Annotated in this window: 24 protein-coding genes; 16 read left to right on the top strand and 8 right to left on the bottom strand. The window is 70.1% G+C overall.

The genetic code is table 11. The features are described from left to right. Position 1 precedes the first annotated feature (1 nt). Positions 2-793 (top strand): cobalamin-binding protein, encoded by a 792-nt coding sequence (locus tag VDQ83_RS01385; RefSeq protein ID WP_455433587.1) that lies wholly within the window; start codon positions 2-4, stop codon positions 791-793. Between the two features lie 8 nt (positions 794-801). Here the strand turns inward: VDQ83_RS01385 and VDQ83_RS01390 are convergent, their stop codons facing one another. Then, a complete protein-coding gene (locus VDQ83_RS01390) occupies positions 802-2,226 on the bottom strand; it encodes an MFS transporter (protein ID WP_455433588.1) in 1,425 nt (474 codons plus the stop codon). A gap of 100 nt (positions 2,227-2,326) precedes the next feature. Here VDQ83_RS01390 and soxR point away from each other — a divergent pair, with 100 nt between their 5' ends. Beyond that, positions 2,327-2,764 carry a redox-sensitive transcriptional activator SoxR gene (gene soxR / locus VDQ83_RS01395; protein ID WP_455433589.1) on the top strand — a complete coding sequence of 146 codons (438 nt, stop codon included), beginning with the start codon at positions 2,327-2,329 and terminating at the stop codon, positions 2,762-2,764. 123 nt (positions 2,765-2,887) lie between these two features. Here the strand turns inward: soxR and VDQ83_RS01400 are convergent, their stop codons facing one another. From VDQ83_RS01400 to VDQ83_RS01410, 3 genes are all read right to left on the bottom strand, one after another. Further along, complete coding sequence (locus tag VDQ83_RS01400) at positions 2,888-3,343, bottom strand: DUF4426 domain-containing protein (protein ID WP_455433590.1); 456 nt, start codon at positions 3,341-3,343, stop codon at positions 2,888-2,890. Positions 3,344-3,357: 14 nt separating this feature from the next. Further along, positions 3,358-4,209: a pyrroline-5-carboxylate reductase gene (gene proC / locus VDQ83_RS01405; RefSeq protein ID WP_455433591.1), complete on the bottom strand. Its 852-nt coding sequence runs from the start codon at positions 4,207-4,209 to the stop codon at positions 3,358-3,360. A gap of 74 nt (positions 4,210-4,283) precedes the next feature. Further along, on the bottom strand, positions 4,284-4,988 hold the full coding sequence (locus tag VDQ83_RS01410) for a YggS family pyridoxal phosphate-dependent enzyme (RefSeq protein WP_455433592.1): 705 nt from the start codon (positions 4,986-4,988) through the stop codon (positions 4,284-4,286). 88 nt (positions 4,989-5,076) lie between these two features. Between VDQ83_RS01410 and VDQ83_RS01415 the strand changes: the two genes are divergently transcribed. From VDQ83_RS01415 to VDQ83_RS01455, 9 genes are all read left to right on the top strand, one after another. Next, on the top strand, positions 5,077-6,114 hold the full coding sequence (locus VDQ83_RS01415) for a type IV pilus twitching motility protein PilT (protein WP_185815705.1): 1,038 nt from the start codon (positions 5,077-5,079) through the stop codon (positions 6,112-6,114). A 159-nt stretch (positions 6,115-6,273) separates the two neighbouring features. Continuing rightward, positions 6,274-7,404 carry a PilT/PilU family type 4a pilus ATPase gene (locus VDQ83_RS01420; protein ID WP_263112813.1) on the top strand — a complete coding sequence of 377 codons (1,131 nt, stop codon included), beginning with the start codon at positions 6,274-6,276 and terminating at the stop codon, positions 7,402-7,404. A gap of 157 nt (positions 7,405-7,561) precedes the next feature. Next, a complete protein-coding gene (locus VDQ83_RS01425; protein WP_455433593.1) occupies positions 7,562-8,824 on the top strand; it encodes a WD40 repeat domain-containing protein in 1,263 nt (420 codons plus the stop codon). 68 nt (positions 8,825-8,892) lie between these two features. After that, on the top strand, positions 8,893-10,317 hold the full coding sequence (locus VDQ83_RS01430; RefSeq protein WP_455433672.1) for a diguanylate cyclase domain-containing protein: 1,425 nt from the start codon (positions 8,893-8,895) through the stop codon (positions 10,315-10,317). A gap of 50 nt (positions 10,318-10,367) precedes the next feature. Next, entirely contained in the window at positions 10,368-10,973 is a 606-nt protein-coding gene (locus VDQ83_RS01435) for an MFS transporter permease (RefSeq protein ID WP_455433594.1), read from the top strand. 156 nt (positions 10,974-11,129) lie between these two features. Then, on the top strand, positions 11,130-11,804 hold the full coding sequence (locus tag VDQ83_RS01440) for a YitT family protein (RefSeq protein WP_455433673.1): 675 nt from the start codon (positions 11,130-11,132) through the stop codon (positions 11,802-11,804). Between the two features lie 656 nt (positions 11,805-12,460). Next, positions 12,461-13,756: a hypothetical protein gene (locus tag VDQ83_RS01445; protein WP_455433595.1), complete on the top strand. Its 1,296-nt coding sequence runs from the start codon at positions 12,461-12,463 to the stop codon at positions 13,754-13,756. Between the two features lie 36 nt (positions 13,757-13,792). Further along, positions 13,793-15,847 carry a LodA/GoxA family CTQ-dependent oxidase gene (locus tag VDQ83_RS01450; protein ID WP_455433596.1) on the top strand — a complete coding sequence of 685 codons (2,055 nt, stop codon included), beginning with the start codon at positions 13,793-13,795 and terminating at the stop codon, positions 15,845-15,847. An 8-nt stretch (positions 15,848-15,855) separates the two neighbouring features. Further along, the gene (locus VDQ83_RS01455) at positions 15,856-16,998 is read left to right on the top strand and encodes an FAD-dependent monooxygenase (RefSeq protein ID WP_455433597.1); all 1,143 of its coding nucleotides are present in this window, start codon (positions 15,856-15,858) and stop codon (positions 16,996-16,998) included. A 70-nt stretch (positions 16,999-17,068) separates the two neighbouring features. On the opposite strand, the gene VDQ83_RS01460 is transcribed toward VDQ83_RS01455, so the two are convergent. From VDQ83_RS01460 to VDQ83_RS01475, 4 genes are all read right to left on the bottom strand, one after another. Continuing rightward, complete coding sequence (locus VDQ83_RS01460) at positions 17,069-17,986, bottom strand: DUF72 domain-containing protein (protein WP_455433598.1); 918 nt, start codon at positions 17,984-17,986, stop codon at positions 17,069-17,071. 102 nt (positions 17,987-18,088) lie between these two features. Next, positions 18,089-19,321 (bottom strand): hypothetical protein, encoded by a 1,233-nt coding sequence (locus tag VDQ83_RS01465; RefSeq protein ID WP_455433599.1) that lies wholly within the window; start codon positions 19,319-19,321, stop codon positions 18,089-18,091. Then, a complete protein-coding gene (locus VDQ83_RS01470) occupies positions 19,318-19,857 on the bottom strand; it encodes a DNA-3-methyladenine glycosylase I (protein WP_455433600.1) in 540 nt (179 codons plus the stop codon). Before VDQ83_RS01470 ends, VDQ83_RS01465 begins: the two co-directional genes overlap by 4 nt. Before the next feature lie 15 nt (positions 19,858-19,872). Next, positions 19,873-21,672 carry a DUF4153 domain-containing protein gene (locus VDQ83_RS01475; protein ID WP_455433601.1) on the bottom strand — a complete coding sequence of 600 codons (1,800 nt, stop codon included), beginning with the start codon at positions 21,670-21,672 and terminating at the stop codon, positions 19,873-19,875. A 105-nt stretch (positions 21,673-21,777) separates the two neighbouring features. Here VDQ83_RS01475 and VDQ83_RS01480 point away from each other — a divergent pair, with 105 nt between their 5' ends. The 5 genes from VDQ83_RS01480 to VDQ83_RS01500 all read left to right on the top strand — a co-directional run bounded on the left by VDQ83_RS01480 (position 21,778) and on the right by VDQ83_RS01500 (position 26,899). Then, the gene (locus VDQ83_RS01480) at positions 21,778-22,344 is read left to right on the top strand and encodes a YqgE/AlgH family protein (RefSeq protein ID WP_263395259.1); all 567 of its coding nucleotides are present in this window, start codon (positions 21,778-21,780) and stop codon (positions 22,342-22,344) included. Then, positions 22,337-22,834: a Holliday junction resolvase RuvX gene (ruvX, locus tag VDQ83_RS01485; RefSeq protein ID WP_263395258.1), complete on the top strand. Its 498-nt coding sequence runs from the start codon at positions 22,337-22,339 to the stop codon at positions 22,832-22,834. Before VDQ83_RS01480 ends, ruvX begins: the two co-directional genes overlap by 8 nt. Positions 22,835-22,853: 19 nt before the next feature. Continuing rightward, on the top strand, positions 22,854-23,801 hold the full coding sequence (locus VDQ83_RS01490; protein WP_185815715.1) for an aspartate carbamoyltransferase catalytic subunit: 948 nt from the start codon (positions 22,854-22,856) through the stop codon (positions 23,799-23,801). Positions 23,802-23,921: 120 nt separating this feature from the next. Continuing rightward, complete coding sequence (locus VDQ83_RS01495; RefSeq protein ID WP_455433602.1) at positions 23,922-25,931, top strand: M1 family metallopeptidase; 2,010 nt, start codon at positions 23,922-23,924, stop codon at positions 25,929-25,931. A gap of 182 nt (positions 25,932-26,113) precedes the next feature. After that, positions 26,114-26,899 carry a hypothetical protein gene (locus VDQ83_RS01500; RefSeq protein ID WP_455433603.1) on the top strand — a complete coding sequence of 262 codons (786 nt, stop codon included), beginning with the start codon at positions 26,114-26,116 and terminating at the stop codon, positions 26,897-26,899. The last annotated feature ends 86 nt before the right edge of the window (positions 26,900-26,985 follow it).

Consider the following 26,985-nt stretch of genomic DNA (forward strand, 5'->3'; position numbering starts at 1 on the left):
GATGGGCCCGCGGCGCATCGTCTGCCTGACCGAGGAACCCACCGAGACGCTGTACGCGCTCGGCGAGCAGGACCGCATCGTCGGCATCAGCGGCTTCACCGTGCGTCCGCCGCAGGCGCGGCGCGACAAGCCCAAGGTCAGCGCCTTCACCAGCGCCAAGATCGGCGAGATCCTGAAGCTGCAGCCGGACCTGGCGATCGGCTTTTCCGACATCCAGGCCGAGATCGCCGCCGAGCTGATCCGCAACGGGGTGGAGGTGTGGATCGCCAACCACCGCAGCGTCGACGGCATCCTCGACTACATCCGCCGGCTCGGCGCGCTGGTCGGTGCCGGCGCGCGTGCGCAGGCCTACGCCGACGACCTTGAGCGCGGGCTGGCCGCGATCGCCGCGCAGGCCGACGCGCTGCCGCGGCGGCCGAAGGTGTACTTCGAGGAATGGGACGAGCCGATCATCACCGGCATCCGCTGGGTCGCCGAACTGGTGCGCATCGCCGGCGGCGACGACGTGTTTCCGGAACTGTCGGTCGAGCCGCTGGCCAAGGCGCGGATCCTGGCCAACGGCGACGAGGTGGTACGGCGCGCGCCGGACATCATCCTCGGCTCGTGGTGCGGCAAGCGCTTCCGTCCCGAGCGCGTGGCCGCGCGGCCGGGCTGGGCGACGATCCCAGCGGTGCGCGACGGCCAGCTGTTCGAGATCAAGTCGCCGCTGATCCTGCAGCCCGGCCCGGCGGCATTGACCGACGGCGTGCGCGCGATCGCGGCCATCGTGCAGGCCTGGGCGCAGCGCCAGTAACGCCGGCGCTAGCGCGGCGCCGCCGCCTGGGTGCGGCCGGCGATGCCCAGCCCGAGCAGCGCCAGCAGCGCGGCCACCGCGAAGGTGGACAGGTAGGCCGCCGTCACCGAGTGCGCCAGCAGCGCGGCGAACAGCGAGCCGCCGATCGCCAGCGTGGTCGCCACCGCGATCGCCTCGCTCAATTGCAGCGCCGAACTGTTGGCGCCCTGCTGCGCCGGCGGCGACAGGGTCAGGGTCAGCACCGACAGGGTCGGGTAGATCAGGCCCATGCCCAGGCCGGTGGCGGTCCAGCCGCCGATCGCCACGGCGGCGGGCACCGCCGGCAGCAGCGCCAGCGCGGTGACCGCCACGCCCAGCGTCATCAGTGCGCTCCCCACGCGCAGCCGGCGCAGCCGCGTGCCGTCGCGGCCGTAGTGGCCCTGGTACCAGGAGCCGGCGAACCAGCCCAGCGCGCCCACGCTCAGCGCCACGCCGGCCCAGGTCGGCGACAGGCCGCGCTCGCGCGACAGCAGCAGCGGCAGGAACGCTTCGCAGCCGAAGAAGGCCGAGGCGGCGATACCGCGCAGCGCGATCACGCTGGGCAGCCCGCGCGCGGCGCGCAAGGTGCCGCGCGGCAGCAGCCGCCACGCGCAGGTCAGCAGCAGCGCCAACGCCGGCAGCACCGTGGCCGCCGCCGCAACGCCCTGTTGCTGGCCGCCCAGGTACAGCAGGCAGACGCCGGCTGCGGCGCCGATCGACCACAGCAGCGGCGCCGAACCGGAGTGCGCCGTCGTCGGCGGCGGCGACAGACGGCGCAGCGCCGGCAGCAACAGCGCCGCCGACGGCAGCGCCAGCAGCGGCACCGCCAGGAATACCCAGCGCCAGCCGACATGCTCGACGATCAGGCCGCTGATGCTCGGCCCGATCAGCGACGGCACCACCCAGCCGGCGGAGAACGCGGCGAAGATGCGCGGCCGGATCGCCTGCGGATACATGCGTGCGACCAGCACGTACAGCGCCACCGAGATCGCGCCGGCGCCCAGGCCCTGCACCAGCCGCCCGGCCAGCAGCATCGGCATCGACGCGGCGAAGCCCGCCAGCAGCAGCCCGCAGACGAAGCACAGCAGGCCCGTCCACAACGGCGTCGCCGGACCGCGCAGGTCGCTCCAGCGCCCGGCCAGGGTCATGCCGATCACGCTGGTGGCCAGGGTGCCGCCGAACGCCAGCGCGTACAGCCGCAGCCCGTCCAGTTCGCGCGCCACGGTCGGCATCGCGGTCGCCACCGCCAGCGCCTCGAAGGCGATCAGCGACACCAGCGCGACCATGCCCAGCGTGGTGGCGCGGTAGCGCGGCGAAAGGACCGAATCGGACGTGGCGGGAGCGGTACGGACGGATGCCATCGCCGGCAGTGTGCCGTCGCGGCGGTCGCCTGCGGGTGAAGCGTGCTGGTTCATCGGTGCGACCTCAAGACGGAATGCTCGCCTGCCGGCGCAGTGTTGCGCGGCAGGCGATGGGCGCGCAGCATGCAACCTCAACCTAACTCGAGGTCAACCGATGCACCAGGAACTGAGCGTGGGCCAGGTCGCCGAACGCAGCGGGGTGGCGGTGTCCGCGCTGCATTTCTACGAGAAGAAGGGCCTGATCCACAGCCTGCGCACCGCCGGCAACCAACGCCGCTATGCGCGCGACGTGCTGCGCCGGCTGGCGGTGATCCGCGTCGCGCAGCGCGTGGGCGTGCCGCTGGAGAGCATCAAGGCCGCGTTCGCACAGCTGCCCGACGCGCGTACGCCCACGCGTGCGGAATGGGCGCGGATGTCGGCGGCATGGCGGCAGGAACTGGACGCGCGCATCCTGCAGCTGACCCAGTTGCGCCACCAGCTCACCGACTGCATCGGCTGCGGCTGCCTGTCGCTGCGCCGCTGCCGCCTGAGCAATCCCGCCGACGCGCTGGGCGTGCAAGGCGAAGGCGCGCAGCGCTGGACAGCGCCCTGAGCATCAGGAAAAAGCGCAGGACATTGTAGGAGCGGCTTCAGCCGCGACAGGCGTTACCGGCAATGCCGGTCGCGGCTGAAGCCGCTCCTACAGGGGCGGCGGCAACCAGGAAAGAGCGACGCGCTAGAACGTGCGGGCGAAGCGCACTGTGCCCGCGCCGTCGGCGCCGCGCACATCCACCTGGAAATTCAGCTGGTCGTGCTCGCTGATGCGCACCGTGCCGACATAGTCGGTATAGGCGTCGGTGACCGCTTCGCGCAAGGCGATGGGTTGCCGACGTCCGCTGAGGTCGGTCGCGACGGCGCTGACCTGGCCACTGGCCGGCAGTTCTTCGCCGCCCTGCACGCGGCGCAGCGCGATCATCACCAGCGCGGTGTCGGCGTCGCGTTCGATGCCGTAGCGCCGCGCCACCGTCTCGCTCATCGCCAGTGTCGGCAGCGCGTTGTAGTGCACGCGCAGCGCGCCGAAGTCGGCCTGTGCCGGCGCGGGCGCCATCGGTGCGGCCGGACGTGGCGTTTCCTGCGCCGAGCAGGCGGCCAGGGCGAGGCAGAGCAGCAGGGCGGCAGGTAGGCAGCGCATCGGTGGCTCCAAGATCAGTCGTTGGCGGCGGACAGTGCGCGGCCGCGCGCGGCCGCGGCGGCGATGGCGGCGGCGGTCAGGGCTTCGAAGCCGCCGGCCTGGAACGTCTCGATCGCGGCCTGGGTGGTGCCGTTGGGCGAGGTCACCCGCCGCCGCAATTCGCTCGGCGCCTCACCGGATTCGGTGAGCATGCGCGCCGCGCCGAGCACGGTCTGCAGCACCAGCGTGCGCGCCGCCTCGGCCGGCAGGCCCTGGGCGATGCCGGCCGCTTCCATCGCTTCGGCGAGCAGGAACACGTAGGCCGGGCCGCTGCCGGAGACCGCGGTGACCGCATCGATCAGCGCCTCGTCCTCGACCCACACCGTGACCCCGGCGGCGGCCAGCAGCTGTTCGACCTGGTGCCGCTGCGCGGTGCCGGTCTGCGCGTTGGCGAACAGGCCGGTGACTCCGGCGCCGAGCAGCGCCGGCGTGTTCGGCATCGCCCGCACCAGCGCGTGCCCGCCGCCGAGCCAGCGGTCCAGCTGGCCGGCGGTGATGCCGGCGGCGATGGACAGCAGCAGCGGCCGCTGCTGCTGCGCCAGCGCGGCCAGGTCGTCGCACACGCTGCGCAGCACCTGCGGCTTGACCGCGAACACCCACACCGTCGCGCCGTCGGCCGCTTCCGCCGCGGCGGCGACGGCGTGCACCCCGTAATCGGCGATCAGCGCCTCGCGCAGCGCCGCGACCGGCTCGGCGACACGGATCGCGTCCGGCGCGAGGCCCTGGCCGACCAGCCCGGCGATCAGGCTGCGCGCCATGTTGCCGCCGCCGATGAAGGCTATGGGGCCGGGACTCGGGACTCGGGACTCGGGGCTCGGTGGGGTCATGGCGGCTGGCGGTTACGGGGGATGGGAAGCGAAAGATAGCAACTGCACGAGCTGTGGATGCCCGACGCCCGCTTTTATCGCGTCCCGCGTCCCGAGTCCCCAGTCCCGACGCCTCGCGCCCCGAACAATGCCGTCCCCACCCGCACCATCGTCGCGCCCTCGGCGATGGCCAGTGCGAAGTCGCCGCTCATGCCCATCGACAGCGTGTCGGCATCCGGGTACCGCGTATTCAGGCCGTCGAGCAGGGCGCGCATGCGCTGGAACGCGGTGCGCCGCAACGCCTCTTCGGGGAATGGGGCCGGGATCGCCATCAGCCCGCGCAGGCGCAGCGTCGGCTGCGCGGCGATGGCCTCCGCCAGCGCGTCCACCTCGCCGGGCGCGCAGCCGTGTTTGCTGGTCTCGTCGTCGACGTTGACCTGGATCAGCACGTTCAGCGGCGGCCGCTGCGCCGGGCGATGCCGGGCCAACGCGTCCACCAGCTTGCGCCGGTCCACCGTCTGCACCCAGTCGAACAGCGTGGCCGCCTGCTCGGCCTTGTTCGACTGCAGGTGGCCGATCAGGTGCCATTCCAGCGCCAGCGGCTTGAGCTCGGCGATCTTGCCCGCCGCCTCCTGCACGTAGTTCTCGCCGAAGGCGCGTTGTCCCTGCGCGGCCAGGGCCGCGATCGCCGCGGCCGGCTGGGTCTTGGACACCGCCAGCAGGCGGGCGTGGGGACGCTGCGCGGACGCCGCGGCGCGGTCCATGTCCAGGCGGATCTGCTGCAGGGAAGAGAGGGGCACGGGCGGCGCTTCTGGCAACGGGGAAGGGCGCTATACTGCCGCCCGGGGAATCATCCTTCCAGTCGCAGCCCAAGGGGAAAAGCAGCGTATGGATATCGCTGAACTATTGGCGTTCTCGGTCAAGAACAAAGCGTCCGACCTGCACCTGTCCGCCGGCCTGCCGCCGATGATCCGGGTCGATGGCGACGTGCGCCGCATCAACATCCCGGCGCTGGACCACAAGCAGGTGCACGCGCTGGTGTACGACATCATGTCGGACAAGCAGCGCCGCGACTACGAAGAGTTCCTGGAAGTCGACTTCTCGTTCGAGATTCCCAGCCTGGCGCGCTTCCGCGTCAACGCGTTCAACCAGAACCGTGGCGCCGGCGCGGTGTTCCGCACCATTCCCTCGGAAGTGCTGACCCTGGAAGACCTGGGCTGCCCGCCGATCTTCCGCCAGCTGATCGACCAGCCGCAGGGCCTGATCCTGGTCACCGGACCGACCGGCTCGGGCAAGTCGACCACGCTCGCCGGCATGATCGACTACATCAACAAGAACGAATACGGCCACATCCTCACCGTCGAGGATCCGATCGAATTCGTGCACACCTCGCAGAAGTGCCTGATCAACCAGCGCGAAGTGCACCGCGACACGCACGGCTTCAACGAAGCGCTGCGCTCGGCGCTGCGCGAGGACCCGGACATCATCCTGGTCGGCGAGTTGCGCGACCTGGAAACCATCCGCCTGGCGCTGACCGCCGCGGAAACCGGCCACCTGGTGTTCGGCACCCTGCACACCAGTTCGGCGGCCAAGACCATCGACCGCATCATCGACGTGTTCCCGGCCGGCGAAAAGCCCATGGTGCGCTCGATGCTGTCCGAATCGCTGCGCGCGGTGATCTCGCAGGCGCTGCTGAAGAAGGTCGGCGGCGGCCGCACCGCGGCGTGGGAGATCATGGTCGGCACCCCGGCGATCCGCAACCTGATCCGCGAGGACAAGGTGGCGCAGATGTATTCGGCGATCCAGACCGGCCAGCAGACCGGCATGCAGACCCTGGACCAGCACCTGCAGGACCTGGTCAAGCGCAGCCTGATCACCCGCAACCAGGCCCGCGAGTACGCCAAGGACAAGCGGGTCTTCGAGTGAAGCCGGGACCGGGGACCAGGGACCGGGGACCCGGAAGCAACAGCGACGCGACGTGATTTTCCACTGAGTGGATCGTGGAAGACTCGGGTGGCGGGAAGGGGGCAGCCGCGGCTGTTCCCGGTCCCCGGTCCCCGGTCCCCGGTCCCGGAGCCTCAAACCATGAGCACCATCGACTTCACCTCGTTCCTGAAACTGATGGCGCACCAGAAGGCGTCGGATCTGTTCATCACCTCGGGCATGCCGCCGGCGATCAAGGTGCACGGCAAGATCACCCCGATCACGCAGACGCCGCTGACCTCGCAGCAGAGCCGCGACCTGGTGCTGAACGTGATGACCCCGGCGCAGCGCGAGGAATTCGAGAAGACCCACGAGTGCAACTTCGCCATCGGCGTGGCCGGGGTGGGGCGCTTCCGCGTCAGCTGCTTCTACCAGCGCAACCAGGTCGGCATGGTGCTGCGCCGGATCGAGACGCGCATCCCCACCGTCGACGAGCTGAACCTGCCGCCGGTGATTAAGACCCTGGCGATGACCAAGCGCGGCATCATCATCTTCGTCGGCGCCACCGGCACCGGCAAGTCGACCTCGCTGGCGGCGATGATCGGCTACCGCAACCAGAATTCCACCGGCCACATCATCACCATCGAAGACCCGATCGAGTTCGTGCACAAGCACGAGGGCTGCATCATCACCCAGCGCGAGGTCGGCATCGATACCGACAGCTGGGAGAACGCGCTGAAGAACACCCTGCGCCAGGCGCCGGACGTGATCATGATCGGCGAGGTGCGCACCCGCGAAGGCATGGACCACGCGATCTCCTTCGCCGAAACCGGCCACCTGGTGCTGTGCACCCTGCACGCCAACAACGCCAACCAGGCGATGGACCGCATCATCAACTTCTTCCCCGAGGACCGCCGCGGCCAGTTGCTGATGGACCTGTCGCTGAACCTGCGCGGCGTGGTCGCCCAGCAGCTGATCCCGACCCCGGACGGCAAGGGCCGCCGCGTGGCGATGGAGATCATGCTCGGCACGCCGCTGGTGCAGGACTACATCCGCGAGGGCGAGATCCACAAGCTCAAGGACGTGATGAAGGAATCCACCAACCTGGGCATGAAGACCTTCGACCAGAGCCTGTTCGAGCTGTACCAGGCCGGCGAGATCAGCTACGAGGATGCGCTGCGCCACGCCGACTCGCAGAACGAAGTGCGCCTGCGCATCAAGCTGGCCCAGGGCGGCGACGCCAAGACCCTGGCGCAGGGCATGGACGGAGTGGAGATCGCCGAGGTGCGCTGAGCCGGCCTGGCCGTCGATCGCCGGGGCAGGCGCAGGGCACGATGACACGGAATCGACGTGATCCTGGTTATATCCAGTTCGTCAACCGGTGTCGTGTTTTCAGCCACATGCTGGCAGGGTCCATCCAGGACTCTTCAAGCGAAGGGAGAAAGTCTGCGTGAACGACGCGCCTGAAGTGCTCTGGTCCACGCAGCCGCATGCCGGCTATTACATCAATTCGGTGGCGGTGTCCGACGATGGCGATGTCATCGCCGCCGGCACCTTCTTCCACGACTATGGCGGCGGGTCGCAGAGTGCCGGGCTGGACGCCGTGCCCGTCGACCAGCGCAAGATCTTAGAACGCTTGGCGCCTGCTGCCACGCGCAGCGACGTGCGCGACAACCAGGACGGGTGCTTCGGCACCTACGTCTGGGATCGTGCCGGCAAGCCGTTGCTGGCGAAAGAATTCGACGGCTGGCAGGGCGTGTACTGGGTCGATGTCGCGGCGGACGGGGGCACCGTGGCGAGCTGCGGCTGGAAGAGCCAGGATCCGTATGCGGGCTTCATCGGGGCCTGGACGGTCCCTGGCGGCGAGGAGCTGCTGTCGTTTCCGCTTCCAGGCCGCGGCAACATGGTCTCGCTGGATGGCTGCGGGCGGACCTTGCTGGCCGGTGCCGAGCAGGGCTATCTGTTCTGCCGCGATGGCGACGCGGCCTTCGCCGCGCCTGCGTGCATTGTGCTGAGCGCCGCGGGCGACACCGTGGTCGCCACCGGCATCGCCGCCGACGGCGCCACCGGGCTGGTGGCCAGCTATCACGGCGAGATCATTCTGTTCTCGATCGCGTCCGGACACCCGGCGGCGCTGGCACGCTGGCAGTTGCCCAACGGCGCCTACACGCATGGCGCGGTGCTGTCCGGCGATGGGCGCAGGGCCTATGCCGGCGCCAGCGACGGCACGCTGTACGCCTTCGACGTGGCCGCGTTCCAGGGTATGCCCGCGCCGGTCTGGAGCGTGCCGATGCCCGGTGGCGCCAAGACCATCTACGGGCTGGCCTGCGATCGCGTCGGAGACAAGGTCGCGATCGCCGGCAATCTCGCGCAGGGCGGCGTCGTCGCAGTGTTCGCCGATGCCGGTAGCGCGGCACAGCTGCAGTGGACGTCGCCCAGCCAGCACTCGCCCAACTGCCTGGCGTTCGACCCCGGCGGGCGCTGGTTGGGGCTGGCCGATGGCCACCCCGACGGCACGCCCGGCGGGTTCACCCTCTGGGATGCGAGTGACGGCACCGAGCAATGGAACTGGGCCGCGGGCAACATGAGCTGGCCGATCCGTCTGTGCGCCGATGCGTCGGTGGTGGTGGGCGGCAGCGACGACAGCACGGTCACGGCGTTCGTCGGCCCTGGCGCGGCTCCCGCCCGGGACCGGCCGGAGGCGGATGGGTGACAGGCTGGGACGCCGAGGCGCCGATCCGCACGCGCGCCGCGGCGCCGCGCCGCCCTGGCGCGCTGCTGGTGCTGTCGGCGGCGCTGGTGGCGGCGTGGCTGGCGGGCTTCGAGTTGGCGCGGGTCCTGGGATATCAGGCGCATGCCAGCCTGTGGTTCCCGCCGGTGGCGGTGACGTTGGCCGCCTTCATGGTGCTTGGCTGGCGCGGTGCGCCGGCGATCGCCATCGCGTGCGTGCTGGCCACGCTGCTCAGCTTCTATCGCACGACCGGCCACACGGTGGTCCCCGATCGGGCAGTCCTGCAGTACGCGCTGCTGTTCACCGCGCAACAGTTCTGCATCTGGGGCGGCCTGGCCTGGCTGCTGCGCCGGGTCGGCCAGGGGATGTCCTCGACCAGCCTGCCGCGCGCGGTCACCTACTTCATCCTGGGCGGCGGAGTGGCCTCGCTGCTGTCTGCCTGCCTGGGCGGTGCGGGTCTGGTCGTCACTGGCGCCATCGATCTGCCGACCATGTTCGCCCAGTCGATCCCGTGGGCGATCGGCGACTACGCCGGTCTGCTGGCGCTCGGCCCGCTGGCGATCCTCGCGCTACTGCGTCTGGCCGAGTCCCTGCAGATCGCGCCGCGGCCTGGCATCCCGCGCTTGTCGGGGATGATCGCGCCGAGCGGAAGCGCCTCGGGCTATCTGGTCAAGCTGGGGCTCCTGCTCGGCGTCACCCTGGCGGTGATGTGGCTCGCGGCCGCGTTGCCGCGGCAGCCGGCGGTGGTCTTCGCGTTGTTCGTGGTGGTGGTGATCCAGTTGTGGATCGTGCATACCCACGGAATGCTGCAGGCGCTGGTGGCGATCGCCGCCTTCAGCCTGCTGATCGCACTGGCCACGCCGCTGTTGCGGCTCGAGGCGCAGGCGCTCGCGCTGCAGTTCGCCATGATCAGCCTGGCGGCGAACAGCTACTTCGGTTTGGCCGTCCCCGGGCTCTACGCCGACAACACGCGGCTGCGCCATGCGCTGGTGCGCGATCCCGTGACCGGGGCGCTGTCGCGGACGGGATTCCTGGAGCAGGTGCTCAACGATCTGCAGCTGGCCGCGCAGGAGCCACGTCCGTTGGCGGTGATTGTCGCCGACATGGACAACCTCAAAGCCATCAACGACCAGTTCGGACACGCCGCCGGCGATGCGGCCTTGCGTGCTTTCGTCAAGCGGTGCCGGAGCTGTCTGCGGCCGGGCCAGTTGCTTGGGCGCCGCGGGGGCGACGAGTTCGCGCTGTATCTGCCGCTGACCACGCCGGAGAAGGCGCGCGGGCTCACCGATGCGCTGCGCGGGGCGCTTGCCAAGCCCGGCGAGGACGACGGGTTCGCGACCGCGCTGTCGGCCAGCTTCGGCCTGGCCCTGTGCAACCGGCGGGATCTGGACGCGGAAGCGCTGGAGGAACTTCTCGAACGCGCCGATGCGGAGATGTACGCGGACAAGCGGCAGCGCCGCGCCTTCGCTCGCTGACCGCGGTCGACGCGGCGCGATTCGACAAACGCATCGGCCGAGTGCCACGCATGCAAATAGACAACCCCTACGCCGTTCCCGCCGCCGCGCTGCCTGATGCCGCGCCCGCGATGGCCCCTGCCACTGCTTCCCTGTCCACGCTGTTCGCGCCGTCGGCGGCCAAGCTGGCGCTACTGTGCGCCACCACCTTCGGCTGGTATGCGCTGTACTGGTTCTACCGCAACTGGCAGGCGATCCGCCTGATTTCCGGGCGCCGGCGCATCTCGCCGGTGTGGCGTTCGGTGTTCTCGCTGATCTGGATCTTCGCCTGTTTCCGTGCGCTGGATCGAGTCGCCGGCCCGCATCGCCATGGTGCGCTGGGCTGGGGTTGGCCGGCTCTGGCCTATGTCGGATTGAGCCTGCTATGGGTGTCGCCGTCCCTGCTGGCGCTGCTGGCCTTGTACGCGTGGCTGCCGCTGCTGGTGGTCAACCGGCGACTGGTCCGTTTCAAGCGGGCGCGCGGCCTGGCTGCGCGCCCGCAAGAACGTTTCACGCGGTGGACCTGGGCGTGGCTGGCGATCGCCGGGCCGCCGGTCTTGCTGGTGACCTCCAGTGTCATGGTCACCACGCTGATGGACTTGGTGCGCCAATGGCGGGTGCTCCAGATGCTGCGCTGACAAGCGCAAGCGTGCATCTGCCTGATCGGGCCGGCACAGTTCCCGTAGCGGTTTCACCTGCAGCCACCACGCCGCTTGGTGTCTAATACCGCACCCCCCGTCGTGCCCATTCCCGTGAGCCTCCCCGATTCCGATCTGCGTCCGGACCTGGACCCTTTGCCCGACGACGGCACCGTCGTCACCTCCGGGCCGCTGACGCCGCCGGCGGATTCGGCCGGCACTGCGCTCGATGCGCAGGCGCTGCGCCACAGCGTGGCCGAAGACGTCCAGGGCATGCTGCTGGCGACGCTGGTGGCCTCGCTGGGCCTGGCGGTGTTCGCCCAGGGCGGGCTGATGATCGGCGGCATGGCCGGGGTGGCGTTCCTGCTGCACTACGCGCTGGGCTGGAACTTCGGCCTGATGTTCGTGCTGGTGAACCTGCCGTTCTATTGGCTGTCGGTGCGGCGCATGGGCTGGGAGTTCACCCTGAAGACCTTCGTCGCGGTCGCCGCGTGCGGGGTGCTGACCGATCTGCTGCCGCGCTGGGCGCAGTATTCGGCGATGACGCCGCTGTACTCGGCGCTGGTGGGCGGCGCGCTGGTCGGGCTGGCGATCCTGTTCTTCATCCGCCATCGCGCCAGTCTCGGCGGCGTGGGCATCCTGGCGGTCTACCTGCAGCGCAGTCGCGGCTGGAGCGCGGGCAAGGTGCAGATGAGTTTCGACGCTGCGCTGATGCTCATCGCGTTCTTCGTGCTGGCGCCGCAGCAGGTGCTGTACTCGGCGATCGGCGCGGTGGTGCTGAGCCTGGTGCTGATGTTCAACCACCGTTCCGGGCGCTACATGGGCGTGTGAGCGTGACGGCGCTGCGCTTGCTGCGCGGCGCGCGCGCGCTGCATATCGCGCCGCGTCGAACGCGAAGGCGGATGCCGATGCCGCGGCGAAGCGGCGCAACGATGTCGTGCCGCTTGCCCGCACGCCGAAGCCGTGTTCGCGAAAGCGCGCATCGGACGCATTGCATTGACGCGCATTCCATTCCGCGCGGCCACACGATCGATTCGGCTACCGCCACTGCGCAGCCGTGCCCCGCGCGAAGTGCTCGGCCCCGGATGCAACTGTCTACGGGATATCCGGTGTGTCTACGAAATGGCCTTGTGGGCACGCGCGACGGCGGCGCATGCTGGCTGCGCAGGCGAGGGAAATACGCGCGATGACATGACGCGATTCACGGGAGTCATCGTGCCTGCGATGGGGGAACCGATCTAGATATTTCAGCGCTTGCCGGTTCGGCATCGCGAGCTGCCGCATGGCCGCGCGCCGTCATGGAAGTGGCGTTTTCAGCTGTCTTTCGAGCACCGAAGGAGAATGCGATGAAGCGTGCGATAGGGTTCGCGGCGGTTGCCTGCATCCTGGTCATGGCGTGTTCGGCCGTGAACCATTCTCCCACCGGTCCAGACCAGGGGCCTGCGCCTGTGGCGCGTCCATCGGCGACGGCGACGGCGACCCGACCCATGCCGGCCGCATGCCTGCCGCAAGCCGACTGGTTTCCGCACGCGAACACGCCGCCACCGGATTCGGCCGGATTCGCGTCCAGCAGCAACTGCGAGTTCCATCAGTGGTCGTGGAACGCGTTCCTGTGGCTGACCCAGGACGTGCAAGGGCAACCGCGTTTCCTGACCATGCCCACCGACGGCATCGGCGGTGTCGCCGACGGCGTGCTGGATCCGCTGATCGGCCGCTCGCAGCAGGCGCGCACCGTGGAGCTGATCGATCAGGCGGGGCCGGACGGTGTGCTGGTGGATCGCAAGGGACGCGCGATCTATTACTCGATCCACTCCAACGACGTCTTCGGCCAGTTCATCGCCAGCAACAACCTGGAAGATCCAAAGGCGCTGCGTGGATTCGATCCGCAAAAGGCCTTCCCGGTGGACAGCATGACGCTGAAGGCGGCGTGGAAGGTGGTGCAGCCGGGCGAGGACGTGTCGACGTTCTATACGCGCCAAGCGCAGATCGCGAAGCTGGCCATGCGCAAAGGCAAGATCGTCGCCACCACCGACAGCGAAACCCAGACCGTGGCGCTGGTCGGCTTCCATATCGGCGGCACGGTCAACGGCCATCCGGAAATGATCTGGGCGACCTTCGAACACCAGGCCAATGCGCCGGACCTGCCGCAGCCGATGGAGAAGATGCAGCCGAACGACATCGTCTCCGGCAAGGACTGGACGTTCTATCAGGCCGACACGCCGTTCAAGCAGTGCAATCTCAACGCAGCCGGTTCCGGTGCGCTGACCTTGAATGCGCAGACGCAGACGCTGAGCCCGGTCACCCAGGTGTGCCGCATGGTGCCGTACGGCGGGCAGAAGCCGTGTCCGCCCGGGGCGACGGACTGCAATATCCCCAACATCATGTCGATGAACGCCTCGGCGCAGAGCCAGTTGAACGATGTGTGGAAGAACTACTTCGAGGTCGGTGCGATCTGGTTCAACCAGCTGGACGCGCTGCAGCCCAATTGCACCTTCCAGCCCGGCTCGTCCCTGGAGTGCGTGCCGACGGGAGGCACATCGCCGCTGCTCACCGGCTCGATGCGGCTGTCCAATTCCACCATCGAGACCTTTACCCAGGTGCAGAGCACGCAGGATAACTGTTTCGCCTGCCACAACACCACCCAGGTGATTTCGCCCGATCCGCGCGCGCAGTCGTTGCCGGGGCTGAACGTCAATCTCAGCCACGTGGTGATCAACGACTACTTTCAGGCGCAGTTGCCGCAAACGGCGCCGCCGGCGCCGCGGCCGGCCTCGCAGCGCTGATGCGCGCCATTTCATCCGGATCAGGAGCAGATCACCATGTCCAGCAACGTGTTTCGAGTGCATCCGACGATCGGCATCGGCCGCGTCGGCGATAGCCAGGAATTCTATCTGGCGCCGGTCACCGCGGCCGGCGCGCGCGGCGCCGACGGCCTGATGGGCGGGTTGCCGGTGCAGCCCGGTACCGCGTCCACGCCGATCACCGCCGACCAGTTCCGCGATGCCGACGGCAACGTCAAGCGCCAGGCCGCACGTTTCCACATCTACGCCTATCCCAGCGGCAGTTCCGGCACGTACCCCAACGGCGGCGGCACGCGCGTGGACGTGGGCAGCGCGATCGACGGCAGGACGGTCAAGGACATCGTCTGGACCGTGCATCTGGCCAACAAGAAGCTCAACAACTATTCGACCGTCAGCAAAGGCAATCTGTTCATCGGCATCGAGGCGTATCCGCCTTCGCCGCAGAGCCCGCTGCAGCTGCGCAATCCGGATTATACGGGCACCAGCGATCCCCACGATCCGACCCGCCTGCGCCAGTTGGTCATCGATCCCGGCCCGCGCGCGATCAGCGCCGCCAGCGGAACCGGCAGCGTCATCGACTTCGACGCCCGGACCCAGGCCGCCTACGCCGATGCGTCCGGGACCATCACCGCGGTGGACTACCCGAAGAGCTTTCCCGCCGATTTCCATCAGCTGCACGAACCGCTCGGTCCGATCGAGTCGCTGGGCGACCTGCGCGTGGAGCAGGACGGCGCGCTGGTCGTCGCCGGCGGCTTCGCCAGGACGGTGGCGGTGATCGACCAGAACGGCAATTGGCCGCCATTGAACGACGCGACCGAAAACGGCCTGTGGTTCGATGATGCGGCCGACGGCCCGGTCAACGCGGTGCTGCTCTTCGACGACGGCTCCACCGCCAGCGTGCAGGGCGCGTGGTATGTCACCGGCGATCCGGGCTACGCGCCGCAGACCCGCAACGTGGTCTCGACCTGGGACGACGTCTACGACGTGTGGGTGCGCGAGCTGGCGCTGGTGCCGTCGCTGTACGCGGGCGGCGGGTTCGTCGCGAACTACCAGCCGTCCTTCGGCGACGACATCCAGCCGATCTTCCATGCGGCGATGTTGCAGCGCTGGAACACCAACCTGCCGTCCGCCGCGATCCGCGGCCACGACATGATCGGTGCGATCACCCCCAGCGACGATCCCACGGTCAAGATTCCCAACCTGAAGACGCTGATCCGCGATCCGGCCTCCGCGGCCGACATCAATACCGGCTCGCCGATGATGCCGCTGTCGCTCGGCGATGCGGCCAAGAGTTTTCTGACTGTCAGCCCGACCCAGTACTTCCTGCTCGGCCAGTGGCACAACAAGACCTACGCGCAAGGCGCCGGGCCGGCGCTGGGACCGGGCGAGACGCTGGATCGCATCACCCTGGAGAACTGCCTGGGCGGCCGCTACAGCCCGGGCATCGAGGTGTCGTTCCCGATCCGCGACGTCAACCTCTACGTGCAGGACTGGCAGGCACAGGATTGCGGACCGTTCCGCGTGCGCCAGGCACCGCTGGACTACAGCAAGGCGACGCCTGGCGCGCCGTTCCTGAGCTTCGGCTACGTGCCGCTGCAGACCCAGCCGGTGGAGCCGGGCGACGTGTCCAAGTTCATGTCGGTGCCCTGGCATACCGACTACAACTCCTGCGCCACGCATCTGCCCGATCCCAATCCGGGCGCGAACAACACCTTGTTCTGGTCGTGGCCGGCCGAGCGGCCATTCGCGGTGTATCCGGTCTCGCTGTGCACCTTCGATCCGGGGGACCTGACCTGGAGCGTGGGTCAGCAGGTGTATTCGGTCCGCGGCAACGGCACCGACAGCGACTATCCGGCGCAAGTGGGGCGCTTCCAGCAGTACCAGGATTTCGTCGACAACTGGGCCAAGGTCGGCTTCGTGATCAGCGGCGCGCATATTCCGGCCGCTGACGGCAAGCCGGCCTATCCCGCGGAGATCTTCCTGGAAGTGCAGAGCCGCTTCGATGTCGGCAGCGACTACGTGGCGCCATGGCCGATGGCGGACATTCCCAAGTACACGCCGCCCAAGCGCTGATCCTGGGCATGGCGGCGCGTACGCTGGCCAGCGGCACGGCGAGCAGCGGCCGCCACGCGGTGGCGATCGTCGGCGGCGGCGCCGCCGGCTGCGCCACCGCGCTCGCGCTGGCCGCGCACGGGGTCGAGGACACGGTAGTGGTCGATCTGGGGCGGGCGCCTGGCTGGCGGCTGGGCGAGGCGATTGCGCCCAATGGCGCCGCCGTGCTGCAGCGCCTGGGCGTGTGGGACACCTTCCTGGCACAGGCGCCGTTGCCCTCGGCCGGCAGTTGCGCCAGCTGGGGCAAGCCCGAGCTTGGCTACAACGATTTCATCGTCGCCGGCCAAGGCAAGGGCTGGCATGTGGACCGCAGCGCCTTCGACGCGATGCTCGCCGCGGCGGTGCCGGCGTGTGGCGGCAGCGTGCTGCGTGGTCTGCGTCTTTGCGGGGTAAGTCGCACCGAGCAGGGCGGCTACCTGCTGGAATTGCGCGATGGCGATGGGCGCCATCGGCAACTGCAGGCCGGATTCCTGGTCGATGCCAGCGGCATCGCCGCGGCCGCGGTGCGGCGGCTGGGCGTGGCCCGCAACGAGGTCGATTGCCTGGCGTTCGTCGCCGCCGTGTTCGCGCTGCAGCGTCCCGACGCGATCCCGTCGCAGGCCTTGCTGGAAGCCTGCCAGGACGGCTGGTGGTATGCGGCCAAGCTGCCGGGAGAGCGGATGGTCGTGGCGCTGGCGGTGGATCCCGTGCGGCAACGCCATTACCGCGATGCCGCGGTGTGGCTGGCCGCGGCCAAGGACACGCAGCACGTTGCGCGCTGGCTGCAGCAGGGCGAGGCGACCTTGCCGGACAACGGCGGCCTGCTGGCGGCCTTGGCGCCGGCGGCAATCCTGAGCCGCGTGGTCGGCGAACGCTGGCTGGCGGTGGGCGATGCCGCCAGCGCCTACGATCCGCTCGCCGCGCAGGGCATCGTCAAGGCCTTGCAGGACGGCGAGGCGGCGGGGCACGCGCTTGCGCAGCATCTGCACGGCGCGGGGCCGGTGGCGTTGGCTAGCTACCAGGACCGCGTGTTCGCCCGGTTCACCGAGCACCTGCGTCTGCGCCACGCGCTGTATGCGCGCGAACGGCGCTGGCCACAGGCGCCGTTCTGGCAGGTGCGCTGGTCGCGGTGACGGTGCGCCTTTTCCTTGAATGCCCGGCCGAAGCGCGGCCAATGCCCGGCGCGACCGCGTAGCGAATCGCTCAATCCTCTTCGGCCGCGTCCAGCGGTTGTGCGCGATCCGGGCACGGCGTTGGCACACCCAGCCGCTGCGCCAGGCGCCGCGCGTCGAACGGCGCGTGCACCTTCATATCGTTGTCGAAATAGCAGTACACGTCGCGGCGCGTGCGCCGCGCGGCGGCCGGCCCGACGCGTTGCGCATCGGCCGGCTCGCCGCCGCGGTGCCAGGCGTCGATGCGTGCGGCCCAGGCGTCCAGCGCCTTGTCGCTGTAGCCGCTGGCGTATAGCTGCGCGTCGCCGTGCAGACGCAGGTACAGGAAATCGGCGGTCACGTCTTCCAGGTACGGCCACTTGCCGGCGGTGTCGGCCTGCACCACGGCCACGCGGTGCTTGCGCAGCAGCGCCATCGCCTCGGGCGTGGCGAAGCTGGGATGGCGCACTTCAAGCGCGTGGCGCAGGCGCCGGTTGCGGTCGATGGTCAGCAGGCTGCGTTCGCGCATGCGCTTGGCGTCGCGCTTCCCGGCCAGCGCCAGCGCGGCCTCGCTGGTGCGCGGCAGCAGCGACAGGAAATCGTCGAGCAGCGCGTGGTCGAAGGCCAGCGACGGCGGCAGCTGCCACAGCAACGGCCCCAGCTTCGGTCCCAGGCCGAGCAGGCCGGAGGCGAAGAAGTTGGCCAGCGGCTGCTCGCAGTCGCGCAGCCGTTTAAGGTGGGTGACGAAGCGCGGGCCCTTGACCGCGAACACGAAGTCGCGCGGCGTCGCGTCGTGCCAGGCGGTGTAGCTCTTCGGCGTCTGCAGCGAGTAGAACGAGCCGTTGAGTTCGACCGAGCGGAAACAGCGCGCGGCGTACTCCAGCTCGCGACGCTGCACCAGGTCGGACGGATAGAACACGCCGCGCCAGCGTGGATAGCGCCATCCGGAAATGCCGATACGCAGGCTCATGCACCGACCATGCCGGCGCCGGCGTGCAAGCGCCGTGCAGGTCGCGGCAAGGCGGTGTCGAGCGCGCTGGCCGCGCGCAGCGGCGTGGTCAGCCGGTGGCGGTCACTGCGCGGCCGGCGCGGCCGCGATCACCGCGACGCTGGCGCGCTCGCGCCTGGACAGCAGCGGCAGGGTTGCCGCCTGGCGGCCCGGCGCGGAGTACAGCCACAGTGCGCAGCAGTCGTCGTAGGAGGTCAGGTAGCTGCTGCGGAACGCGACGATGCTGGCGCTGTAGCATGCCGCACCGTCGCGCAGGCGCAGGTCGGCGACGTAATCGAAGGTGTAGTGGCCGGCGTCGTGCCACGGCCACTGCGCGCGTTCTTCGGGATCGTCGACCTCGGCCGGAACCGGGCAGCGTGCGTTCGGATCCGGGCTGCGCTGCCGGCCCTGCGCATCGAAGCCGAGCTGCTGCAGCTGCCGGTCCGCGACCGCGCGCAACTGCGGGTGCTGCGCCAGCCAGCGGGCGCTGTCCTGGTTCTCGGGCGTGGCCTGCGCCGGGTCCTGCGGCGGCGGCGCCAGCGTATGCCGGTAGCGGTAGCGCACCTGCAGCACGCGCGCGCTGGCGCGTTCGCCCGGCAGCGCCGACAACGGGCGCGACAGGCTCAGCGTGTCCTGCAGGTAGTCGCCGTCGCGATAGGCCGCATAGCTGCGGCCGTCGATGCGCAGCCAGTACAGCGCCTGGTCGCCGCCGCGGCCGTTGATGCTGAACACGCCGGCCGCCGGGCCGGCGTCGGATGCGTTGCCGGGGATGGCGGCGAAGCCGTGCGCGGCGTCGCGCCGCAGCACTGCGATCTCGGTGAACAGGCCGGTGCCGCCGACGTAGGCCGTGTCCAGCAGATCGCGCTGGCCGTCCTCGTCCAGGTCGACCAGCGTGTAGCGGTGGTAGCCGTTCTCGGAATCGTCGTTCTGCACGTTGCCCGTCGGTCCCCAGTACCTGCGCAAGGCCTGCCACTCGGCATCGGCGACGCCGGGCGGTTGCGCGGGCGCTGGCGCCGGTTCGCCGTCGTCGCCGGTCGTGACGATATCGAAGCTCAGGGCGGTGCGGTCGGCATGGCGCTGCAGCACCGTGTCGATCGGGGTGGGATCGGTGGCCGGCACGGCCTCGATCTCCAGGCGCAGTCGCTCCAGGACCTGCGGCAACGTCGTCGCGGCGCCGGCGGCGTGCGCGTGCGCCTGCGCTGCGGTGCAGGCGGCCAAGACGAACAGCGCGACCGTCGCCACCCGCCATGGCTGGCGCATCCGCAGCGACGCGGTGTCGATGGTATGCATCCGCATCCGCGCCGTGCGCTGGCTCATGCCTTGCGCATCCACGCCGGATCGAGCCGCGCGATGCGCGCGAACGCCGGGCAGTCCTCGCGGTGCGCGCCGCGCAGGTAGCCCAGGCTCATCAGGAATTCGCCGGTGATCTCGCCGCCGGTGAAGCGGAAGGTGCGCTTGAACAGCTTGATCCAATCGGCCTTGTCGCGCGGATGGTGCGCGTCCAACCATGCGGCGAAACCGCCGTGCGATGCGCGCAGGCCCTGGATCACCTGCGCGTTGTGGATCGCGGCCTGCACCTTGAGCCGGTTGCGGACGATGCCGGGATCGGCGAGCAGGCGCAACACGTCGGCCTCGCCATAGGCGGCGACCGTGTCCACGTCGAACCCGGCGTAGGCGGCGCGGAACCCGGCGCGCTTCTTCAGCATCAGCTCCCAGCTCAGCCCGGCCTGGTTGATCTCCAGGATCAGGCGCTCGAACAGCTCGGGTTCGGCGCGCTGCGGCACGCCGTATTCGTCGTCGTGGTAGGGGCCGTGCAAGGCGTGGCCCGGGGCGATGTCGCAATAGGTGGTCATGCTGTGCCGGCTCCGTCAATCGTCCTGGTCTTGGTTCTCGGGAGAAACCTCGGCGCGCTGCGTATCCGGCAGTTTCAGGTCCGGCCAGCGCCGCGGCGCCAGTTCCAGCTTGCCGGCGCGCAGCGTCTCCAGCAGCGCATCCTGGCGCTTGGCGTCACGCGCGAAGAAATGCACCCGCCCCGCGTCCTGCCAGCGGTCCCGGCTGCGCGCGTGGAGGCGGCACTCCATGCCGTAGGTCTCGTTCTCGTTGCACAGCAGCGTGTCGTCGCTGCCGTCGCTGTCCAGGTCGCGCAGCACCAGCACGCAGCGGCTGTCGCGCTGCCGGCAGTCGCCGTCGTGCAACTGGCCGGCGAGCAGCGCCTGCCACCAGTCGGCGCCGGGATCGGCGCTGCCGGCGGCGAGCGGAATGTGCTGGCGCAGCTGGACGGGGTCGGCGATGCGCGCCTGCTCGCGCGCGTCGCTGCGTTCGTCGCCCCAGCGTTGCGTGCGTTGCAGGGTGCGCTGCAGGCGCTCGCTTTGTACCGGGTCGTTGGCGAAGGCCGGCACGTCGCGCAGCGATTGCATGGCGCGGTAGCCGCGGCGACCGCTGTCGAAGCGCAGGTAGGACAGGTCCATCTCCGCGGCCGTGGTGCGGCCGTCGGCCAGGCGCTGCAGTTGGTTGCCGACGACGATGCGGTACGGATCCAGCAACGGCGACGCGCTGGCCAGCGCCAGGCCGATCACCACCCAGGACATGATCCGGTTGACCGGCGCCAGCGGCCGCAGCCAGTGTCCGCCCGGACGCAGCACCGCCCACGCGTAGCCGAACGCATAGCCGCAGGTGACCACCGCCACCAGCGCGCCACTGAACCGCTCCGCGCTCCAGCCGTACTGATCGATGCGCAGCCACAGCGCGTACAGGGCCAGCACCGCGTACAGCGGCAGGCTCAGCAGGCCGGCGTCGATCAGGCGCCGCAGCCATTGCGGATAGGGCTGGGTGGCCGCCCCGTCCTGGTACACCGCGTTGACGAACACCACCAGCGCCGCCACCAGTGCGATCAGGATGGTCGCCGCGGCGCGGGTTTCCCACAGCGGCTGCAGCCCGGTGAACGGCAGGCTCAGCGCGAACAGCACCGCCACGAACGCCAGCAGCGGCAACAGCCCGGTGCAGATCGCGAACAGGATCTGCCGCATCACCTGCACCGCGCGCTGCTGGGTGCGGCCGATCAGCAGGCCGAGGCCGAACATGGTGCCGGTGGCGAGGTAGATGAAGGCGGTTTCGCGGAACAGATCGCGGAAGAAGTTCAGTTTCACCAGCGCGAACAGCGCGCCCCACAGGCTCAGCACCAGCCAGCAGATGCCGACGAACAGCCCGGCCAGCGCCAGGGTCAGCGCGTTCTGCCAGGCGTGTTCGAACAGCTCGCGGTACGGCGCCTGCCATTGGCCATGCTGCAGCCGGCACTGCAGCCACGGCAGCAGCACGAACATGGCCAGCGCGATCGTCACGCCGAACGGGCCCAGTACCTGCGTGCTGCGCAGCCCGGGCGCGCCGGTGGCGCTCCAGGCCGCCCAGCCGGACAGCGCCGCCACCAGCAGCGCCACCGCGATCACGTGCTGCCACAGGCGCAGCTCGTTCAGGTGCCGCACCGACAGCAGGGTCATCGACGGCACGGTCAGCACCAGGGTGTACCAGCACACCCGGCCGCCCAGCGTCTCGAACGGCCACAGGCCGGTCTCCGCGCCGCGTTGCGCCAGGTACATCAGCGCGCCCTGCAGCAGCGCCACCAGGACGATGAAAGCGCGGGTCTGGCGCGGCAGGTCGGGCGAAGTGTCCATACGATTCAGCATCCTTGGCGGCGCAGTGACGCGCGATCGGGCGATTATGGCAGCCCGATCCGGCCCGGCGCAGCGCGCGCCCGGGAGGGACGATAGAATGGGGCCATGTCCGCTTTGCCTACCCCCCTGGCCAACCAGCTGCTGATCGCGCTGCCGGCGCTGTCCGATCCCAATTTCGCACGCGGCGTGGCGCTGATCTGCCAGCACGACGAGAATGGCGCGATGGGCGTGCTGGTCAACCGCGCCTCCGAATACACGCTTGGCGAAGTGCTGTCGCAGATGGGCATCGATACCATCGACGAGCGCCTGCGCGAGCAGGTGGTGCTCAGCGGCGGGCCGGTGCATCCGGAGCGCGGCTTCGTGATCCACGACGGCGAGCGCGCCTGGGATTCGAGCCTGGCCTTCGGCGACGGCCTGTTCCTGACCACCTCGCGCGACGTGCTCGAGGCGATGGCCCGCGGCGACGGCCCGCGCAACGCGGTGGTCGCGCTGGGCTGCGCCGGCTGGGGCGCCGGCCAGCTCGAATACGAACTGGGCGAGAACAGCTGGCTGACCGCGCCGGCCGATGCCGAACTGCTGTTCGAGCTGCCGCTGGAGCGGCGCTGGCAGACCGCCGCCGGCCGCATCGGCGTGGATCTGTTCCGCCTCACCGACTACAGCGGGCATGCCTGAGCCCGGCGCGCCCGCCGCGGACAGCGCCGCCGCCGGCACGATCCGCCGCGACGGCACCGTGCTCGGCTTCGACGTCGGCAACCGCCGCATCGGCGTGGCCGTCGGCAGCAGTTTCGGCAGCGGCGCGCGCGCCCTGGCCGTGGTCGACGTGCATGCGCAGGGGCCGGACTGGCCGGCGCTGGATCGCCTGCATGCCGAATGGCGCCCGCATGGCCTGGTGGTCGGCGACCCGCTGACCCTCGAGGGCGCCGACCAACCCAACCGCAAGCGCGCGCACGCTTTCGCCCGCGAACTCGGCGCCCGCTACAAGTTGCCGGTGGTGCTGGTCGACGAGCGGTCCAGCTCGGTGGAGGCCGCCAAGCGCTTCGCCGTGGACCGCGCCGAAGGCCGCAAGCGCCGCCGCGACGCCGCCGCGCTGGACGCGGTCGCCGCCGCGGTGATCATCGAGCGCTGGCTGGCCGCGCCCGACGACGCCACGCCCATTTCCTGATTCTCTGCCCGGACCCGCCATGACTGACCCGCAACTCGATTCCAACGGGCGCCTGCGCCACCTGTTGACCCTGGAAGGCCTGCCGCGCGCGACCCTGCTGCAACTGCTGGACCGCGCCGGGCAGATCCGCGACGCGGCGGTCGGCCGGGTCGGCAAGCGCAACGTGCTGGCCGGCACCGCGGTGTGCACGCTGTTCTTCGAACCGTCCACGCGCACCCGCAGCTCGTTCCAGCTGGCCGCGCAACGGCTCGGCGCGGACGTGCTGAACTTCGACGCCTCGACCTCGTCCACGCGCAAGGGCGAGACCGCACGCGACACGCTGAAGAACCTGGAAGCGATGGGCGTGCGCGGCTTCGTCGTGCGCCACCCCGAGGATGGTGCGGTCGAGCGCCTGGCCGAGGCCGCAGGCGAGGGCACCGCGCTGATCAATGCCGGCGACGGCCGCAGCGCGCATCCCACCCAGGGCCTGCTCGACATGCTGACCCTGCGCCATGCCAAGGGCGGCGATTTTTCCAAGCTCAAGCTGGTCATCGTCGGCGACGTCAAGCACTCGCGCGTGGCCCGCTCGGACCTGCACGCGCTGCGCACGCTCGGCGCCGGCGAGGTGCGCGTATGTGGCCCGCAGGCGCTGCTGCCCGACGACGGCACCCTGGACGGCTGCGTGGTCGGCGACGACTTCGACGCCATGCTCGACGGCGTGGACGCGGTGATGATGCTGCGCCTGCAGCGCGAGCGCATGGAGGAAGGCCTGGTGTCCTCGCTGGAGGGCTATCACGCGCAGTACGGCCTCACCGCCGAACGCCTGCGCCGCGCCGCGCCGGGCGCGGTGGTGCTGCACCCGGGGCCGATCAACCGCGGCGTGGAGATCACCGACGAGGTGGCCGACGGTCCGCAGTCGTGCGTGCTGCGCCAGGTCGCCAACGGCGTGGCGGTGCGCATGGCGGTGCTGGAGACGTTGCTGGGGTGAGCGCCGGCGTGTGATCGCGACGAATCTTGTGGGAACCCCGGCGCTGCGGGTGGCGACCGGCACATCCGCGCCACCCCGATTCGGCCTACCATCGGGGGCGATCCTCCCACGGACGCCCCCATGATCCATGCCCTGCGCCGCGCCGGTTTCGCCGCGGCTTGCGCCTCGCTTCTCGTCCTCGTCCATGCCAACGCCGCCGCGCCGGTCGCCGTCGCGCCCGCTGCCGCCAGCGGCTACGACCCGCTCGCCCTGTTCGCGCCGCTGCAGCTGCCGCAGCCGGCCAGCGCCTATCGCAGCGGCGGCGGCGTGCCCGGGCCGCTGTACTGGCAGAACCGCGCCGACTACGACCTGCGCGCCAGCATCGATCCGGCCACGCGCACGCTCAGCGGCCAGGAAACCATCACCTACCGCAACCGCAGCCCGGACACGCTGGACGTGCTGTGGCTGCAGCTGGACCAGAACCTCTACCGCGCCGACGCGCGCGCCCGCAACGTGCGCCCGGCGCGCGAGGAGCGTGCGCCGTCGCCGGCCACCGACGGCTACCGCATCGCCAGGGTGGAGGTGGAGCAGGGCGGCAAGCGCGTGCCGGCCAACTTCTTGATCGACGACACGCGCATGCGCGTGGACCTGCCACAGCCGCTGGCCGGCGCCGGCGCGGCGCTGAAGCTGCATATCGACTACGCCTACACGGTGCCCGGCGCCTGGGGCGGACGCACCGCGATCACTCCGACCGGGGATGGCGACATCTACGAGATCGCGCAGTGGTATCCGCGCATGGCGGTGTACGACGACCAGCGCGGCTGGGACACCCAGCCCTACCTGGGCGCGGAGTTCTACCTGGAATACGGCGACTTCGACTACGCGGTGACGGTGCCATGGAACTATCTGGTCGCCGGTTCCGGCGAACTGACGAACCCGGCGCAGGTGCTGACCGCCACGCAGCGCCAGCGCCTGGCGCAGGCCGCGGCCAGCGACCGCACCGTGGCGATCCGCAGCGCCGCCGAGATCGGCGATGCGGCCAGCCGGCCCACCGCCAGCGGCACCCAGACCTGGCGCTTCCACATGGCGCATACCCGCGACGTGGCCTTCGCCGCCTCGCCGGCGTTCGTCTGGGACGCCGCGCGCATCGACCTGCCCGAAGGCAAGCACGCGCTGGCGATGTCGGTGTATCCGCGCGAAGGCGTCGGCGCCGACAAATGGGACCGCTCCACCGAGTTCGTCAAGGCCTCGATCGAGCACTTCTCGCAGTGGTATCCGTATCCGTGGCCGGTGGCGGTGAACCTCGGCGGCCACGGCGCCGGCATGGAGTATCCGGGCATCGTCTTCGACGACATGCACGACGGCGGCAAGGACCTGTTCTGGATCACCGCGCACGAACTGGGCCACGGCTGGTTTCCGATGATCGTCGGCTCCAACGAGCGCCGCGACGCGTTCATGGACGAAGGCTTCAACACCTTCATCGACGTCTACGCCTCCGATGCGATCAACCATGGCGAATTCGCGCCCAAGCGCGACAGCGAGTACGCGCCCAAGGGCGGCAATCCGGTCGACGAGATCCTGCCGCTGCTGGCCGACGCGCAGGCGCCGACCCTGCTCGACCGCGCCGACGCCACCAGCGAGACCTACCGGCACTCGCTGACCTACTTCAAGGGGGCGCTGGGCCTGGTGCTGCTGCGCGAACAGATCCTCGGCCCGGCGCGCTTCGACCCGGCGTTCCGCAAGTACATCGCCACCTGGGCGTACAAGCATCCGACCCCGTCGGATTTCTTCCGGCTGATGGAAAGCGAATCCGGCGAAGACCTGTCGTGGTGGTGGCGCGGCTGGTATCTCAACAACTGGCAACTGGACATGGGCGTGCGCGCGGCCAGCTATGTCGGGCACGACCCGGCCAAGGGCCTGCTGGTGACCTTGCAGAGCAGGCAGAAGCTGGTGATGCCGGCGACGCTGCGCATCGACTTCGCCGACGGCAGCCACCTCGACCAGCGCGTGCCGGTGGAAACCTGGATCCAGCAGACCCAGCCGCAGATCCGCGTGCCGAGCACGCAGAAGGTGCTGCACGTGACCCTGGATCCCGAGCACAAATTGCCCGACGCCGATCGTCGCGACAACCAGATCGATGCGCTGAGCTGAGCCGCGCGGGATCGGCGGCGCCTGGCGTCTGCGCACCGCTTGCGCCGTGCCGCCGGCGCGGCGATAGTGCCGCGCCGCACGCGCCCGCGTGCGTTCGCCCAGGGAGAAGGATCTTGCCAGTCAGTGTCGGGATCGCCGCCGCGACCGTTGCATCCGGCACGGTCGCGCCGCCACGCGCACGGGTGGCGCGATGGCCCGCGCGCGCCTGGCGCATCGCCGTGGCCTCGTGCCTGCTGGCCGCCGCGCCGCTGGCCGGCGCCTGGCATCCGCAGTACCCGCCCTGGGCCGGCACGCCGCCGCGCGCGGCATGCAAGGTGCAGGCGCTGGAGCCGGCCGATGGCGGCGAGGTGCGCTGGGGTGGGATGTCGACCTACCGCCATGCGGGCATCCGCCTGCAGCTCGATTTCACCGATATGCCGATGCTGCAGCTGTTCGATGCGCACGATCGCGCCCTGGTCGCGCCGGTCGCCTTGAGCGGCGGGCAGATGGGGTTCCATGGCGTGGAAACGATGGACCTCAACCGCGACCGGCGACCGGATTTCGTCGTCACTCTCGGCAGCGGCGGGGTCGGCCTGGCCGGCGGCAACGCCTGGCGCCGGGTGCTGCTGTCCGACGGCAAGGGCTATCGGTCGATCGACGTGGAGACCCACGAACCCACTGCCGACGATTACCGGCTGCTGCCGCACCGTGCCGGTTGCGGACTGCTGCAATTGGTGCCGGTCTGGGCCGATGCGTCGCTGACCCGCGACCGCAAGCCGCACCTGTTCTGGGTCTATCGCCTGTTGCGTTTCGAACTCGGGCGTGCCGCGTACGCAGATGCAGATCTGCCCGGATTGCCCAAGTGGATTCTCTACACCGCACGCCCGCACAACAGCCGCGCCACCACGCTGCTCGGGTCCGCGCAGAAGCGCGCGGCGTGGGCGGTGCGCGAGCACGGCAGGATCGCGCCGGCGCCGGCGGACCCGTAGCGTTCGGGCGGTCGTTGGCGACGAAGGCCGGCCGACATCGCGTGCGCCTGTCCATGCTGCACGCGCAACATCGGCTGCATGTGCGG

It is taken from the genome of Xanthomonas sp. WHRI 7945, assembly GCF_035026585.1.

Coding starts and splice junctions, on each gene's coding strand:
- VDQ83_RS01385 (WP_455433587.1), top strand. CDS start 2: ATGGGCCCGCGGCGCATCGTCTGCCTGACCGAGGAACCCACCGAGACG.
- VDQ83_RS01390 (WP_455433588.1), bottom strand. CDS start 2,226: ATGAACCAGCACGCTTCACCCGCAGGCGACCGCCGCGACGGCACACTG.
- soxR (WP_455433589.1), top strand. CDS start 2,327: ATGCACCAGGAACTGAGCGTGGGCCAGGTCGCCGAACGCAGCGGGGTG.
- VDQ83_RS01400 (WP_455433590.1), bottom strand. CDS start 3,343: ATGCGCTGCCTACCTGCCGCCCTGCTGCTCTGCCTCGCCCTGGCCGCC.
- proC (WP_455433591.1), bottom strand. CDS start 4,209: ATGACCCCACCGAGCCCCGAGTCCCGAGTCCCGAGTCCCGGCCCCATA.
- VDQ83_RS01415 (WP_185815705.1), top strand. CDS start 5,077: ATGGATATCGCTGAACTATTGGCGTTCTCGGTCAAGAACAAAGCGTCC.
- VDQ83_RS01420 (WP_263112813.1), top strand. CDS start 6,274: ATGAGCACCATCGACTTCACCTCGTTCCTGAAACTGATGGCGCACCAG.
- VDQ83_RS01435 (WP_455433594.1), top strand. CDS start 10,368: ATGCAAATAGACAACCCCTACGCCGTTCCCGCCGCCGCGCTGCCTGAT.
- VDQ83_RS01445 (WP_455433595.1), top strand. CDS start 12,461: ATGCCGGCCGCATGCCTGCCGCAAGCCGACTGGTTTCCGCACGCGAAC.
- VDQ83_RS01450 (WP_455433596.1), top strand. CDS start 13,793: ATGTCCAGCAACGTGTTTCGAGTGCATCCGACGATCGGCATCGGCCGC.
- VDQ83_RS01455 (WP_455433597.1), top strand. CDS start 15,856: ATGGCGGCGCGTACGCTGGCCAGCGGCACGGCGAGCAGCGGCCGCCAC.
- VDQ83_RS01460 (WP_455433598.1), bottom strand. CDS start 17,986: ATGAGCCTGCGTATCGGCATTTCCGGATGGCGCTATCCACGCTGGCGC.
- VDQ83_RS01465 (WP_455433599.1), bottom strand. CDS start 19,321: ATGAGCCAGCGCACGGCGCGGATGCGGATGCATACCATCGACACCGCG.
- VDQ83_RS01470 (WP_455433600.1), bottom strand. CDS start 19,857: ATGACCACCTATTGCGACATCGCCCCGGGCCACGCCTTGCACGGCCCC.
- VDQ83_RS01475 (WP_455433601.1), bottom strand. CDS start 21,672: ATGGACACTTCGCCCGACCTGCCGCGCCAGACCCGCGCTTTCATCGTC.
- VDQ83_RS01480 (WP_263395259.1), top strand. CDS start 21,778: ATGTCCGCTTTGCCTACCCCCCTGGCCAACCAGCTGCTGATCGCGCTG.
- ruvX (WP_263395258.1), top strand. CDS start 22,337: ATGCCTGAGCCCGGCGCGCCCGCCGCGGACAGCGCCGCCGCCGGCACG.
- VDQ83_RS01490 (WP_185815715.1), top strand. CDS start 22,854: ATGACTGACCCGCAACTCGATTCCAACGGGCGCCTGCGCCACCTGTTG.
- VDQ83_RS01495 (WP_455433602.1), top strand. CDS start 23,922: ATGATCCATGCCCTGCGCCGCGCCGGTTTCGCCGCGGCTTGCGCCTCG.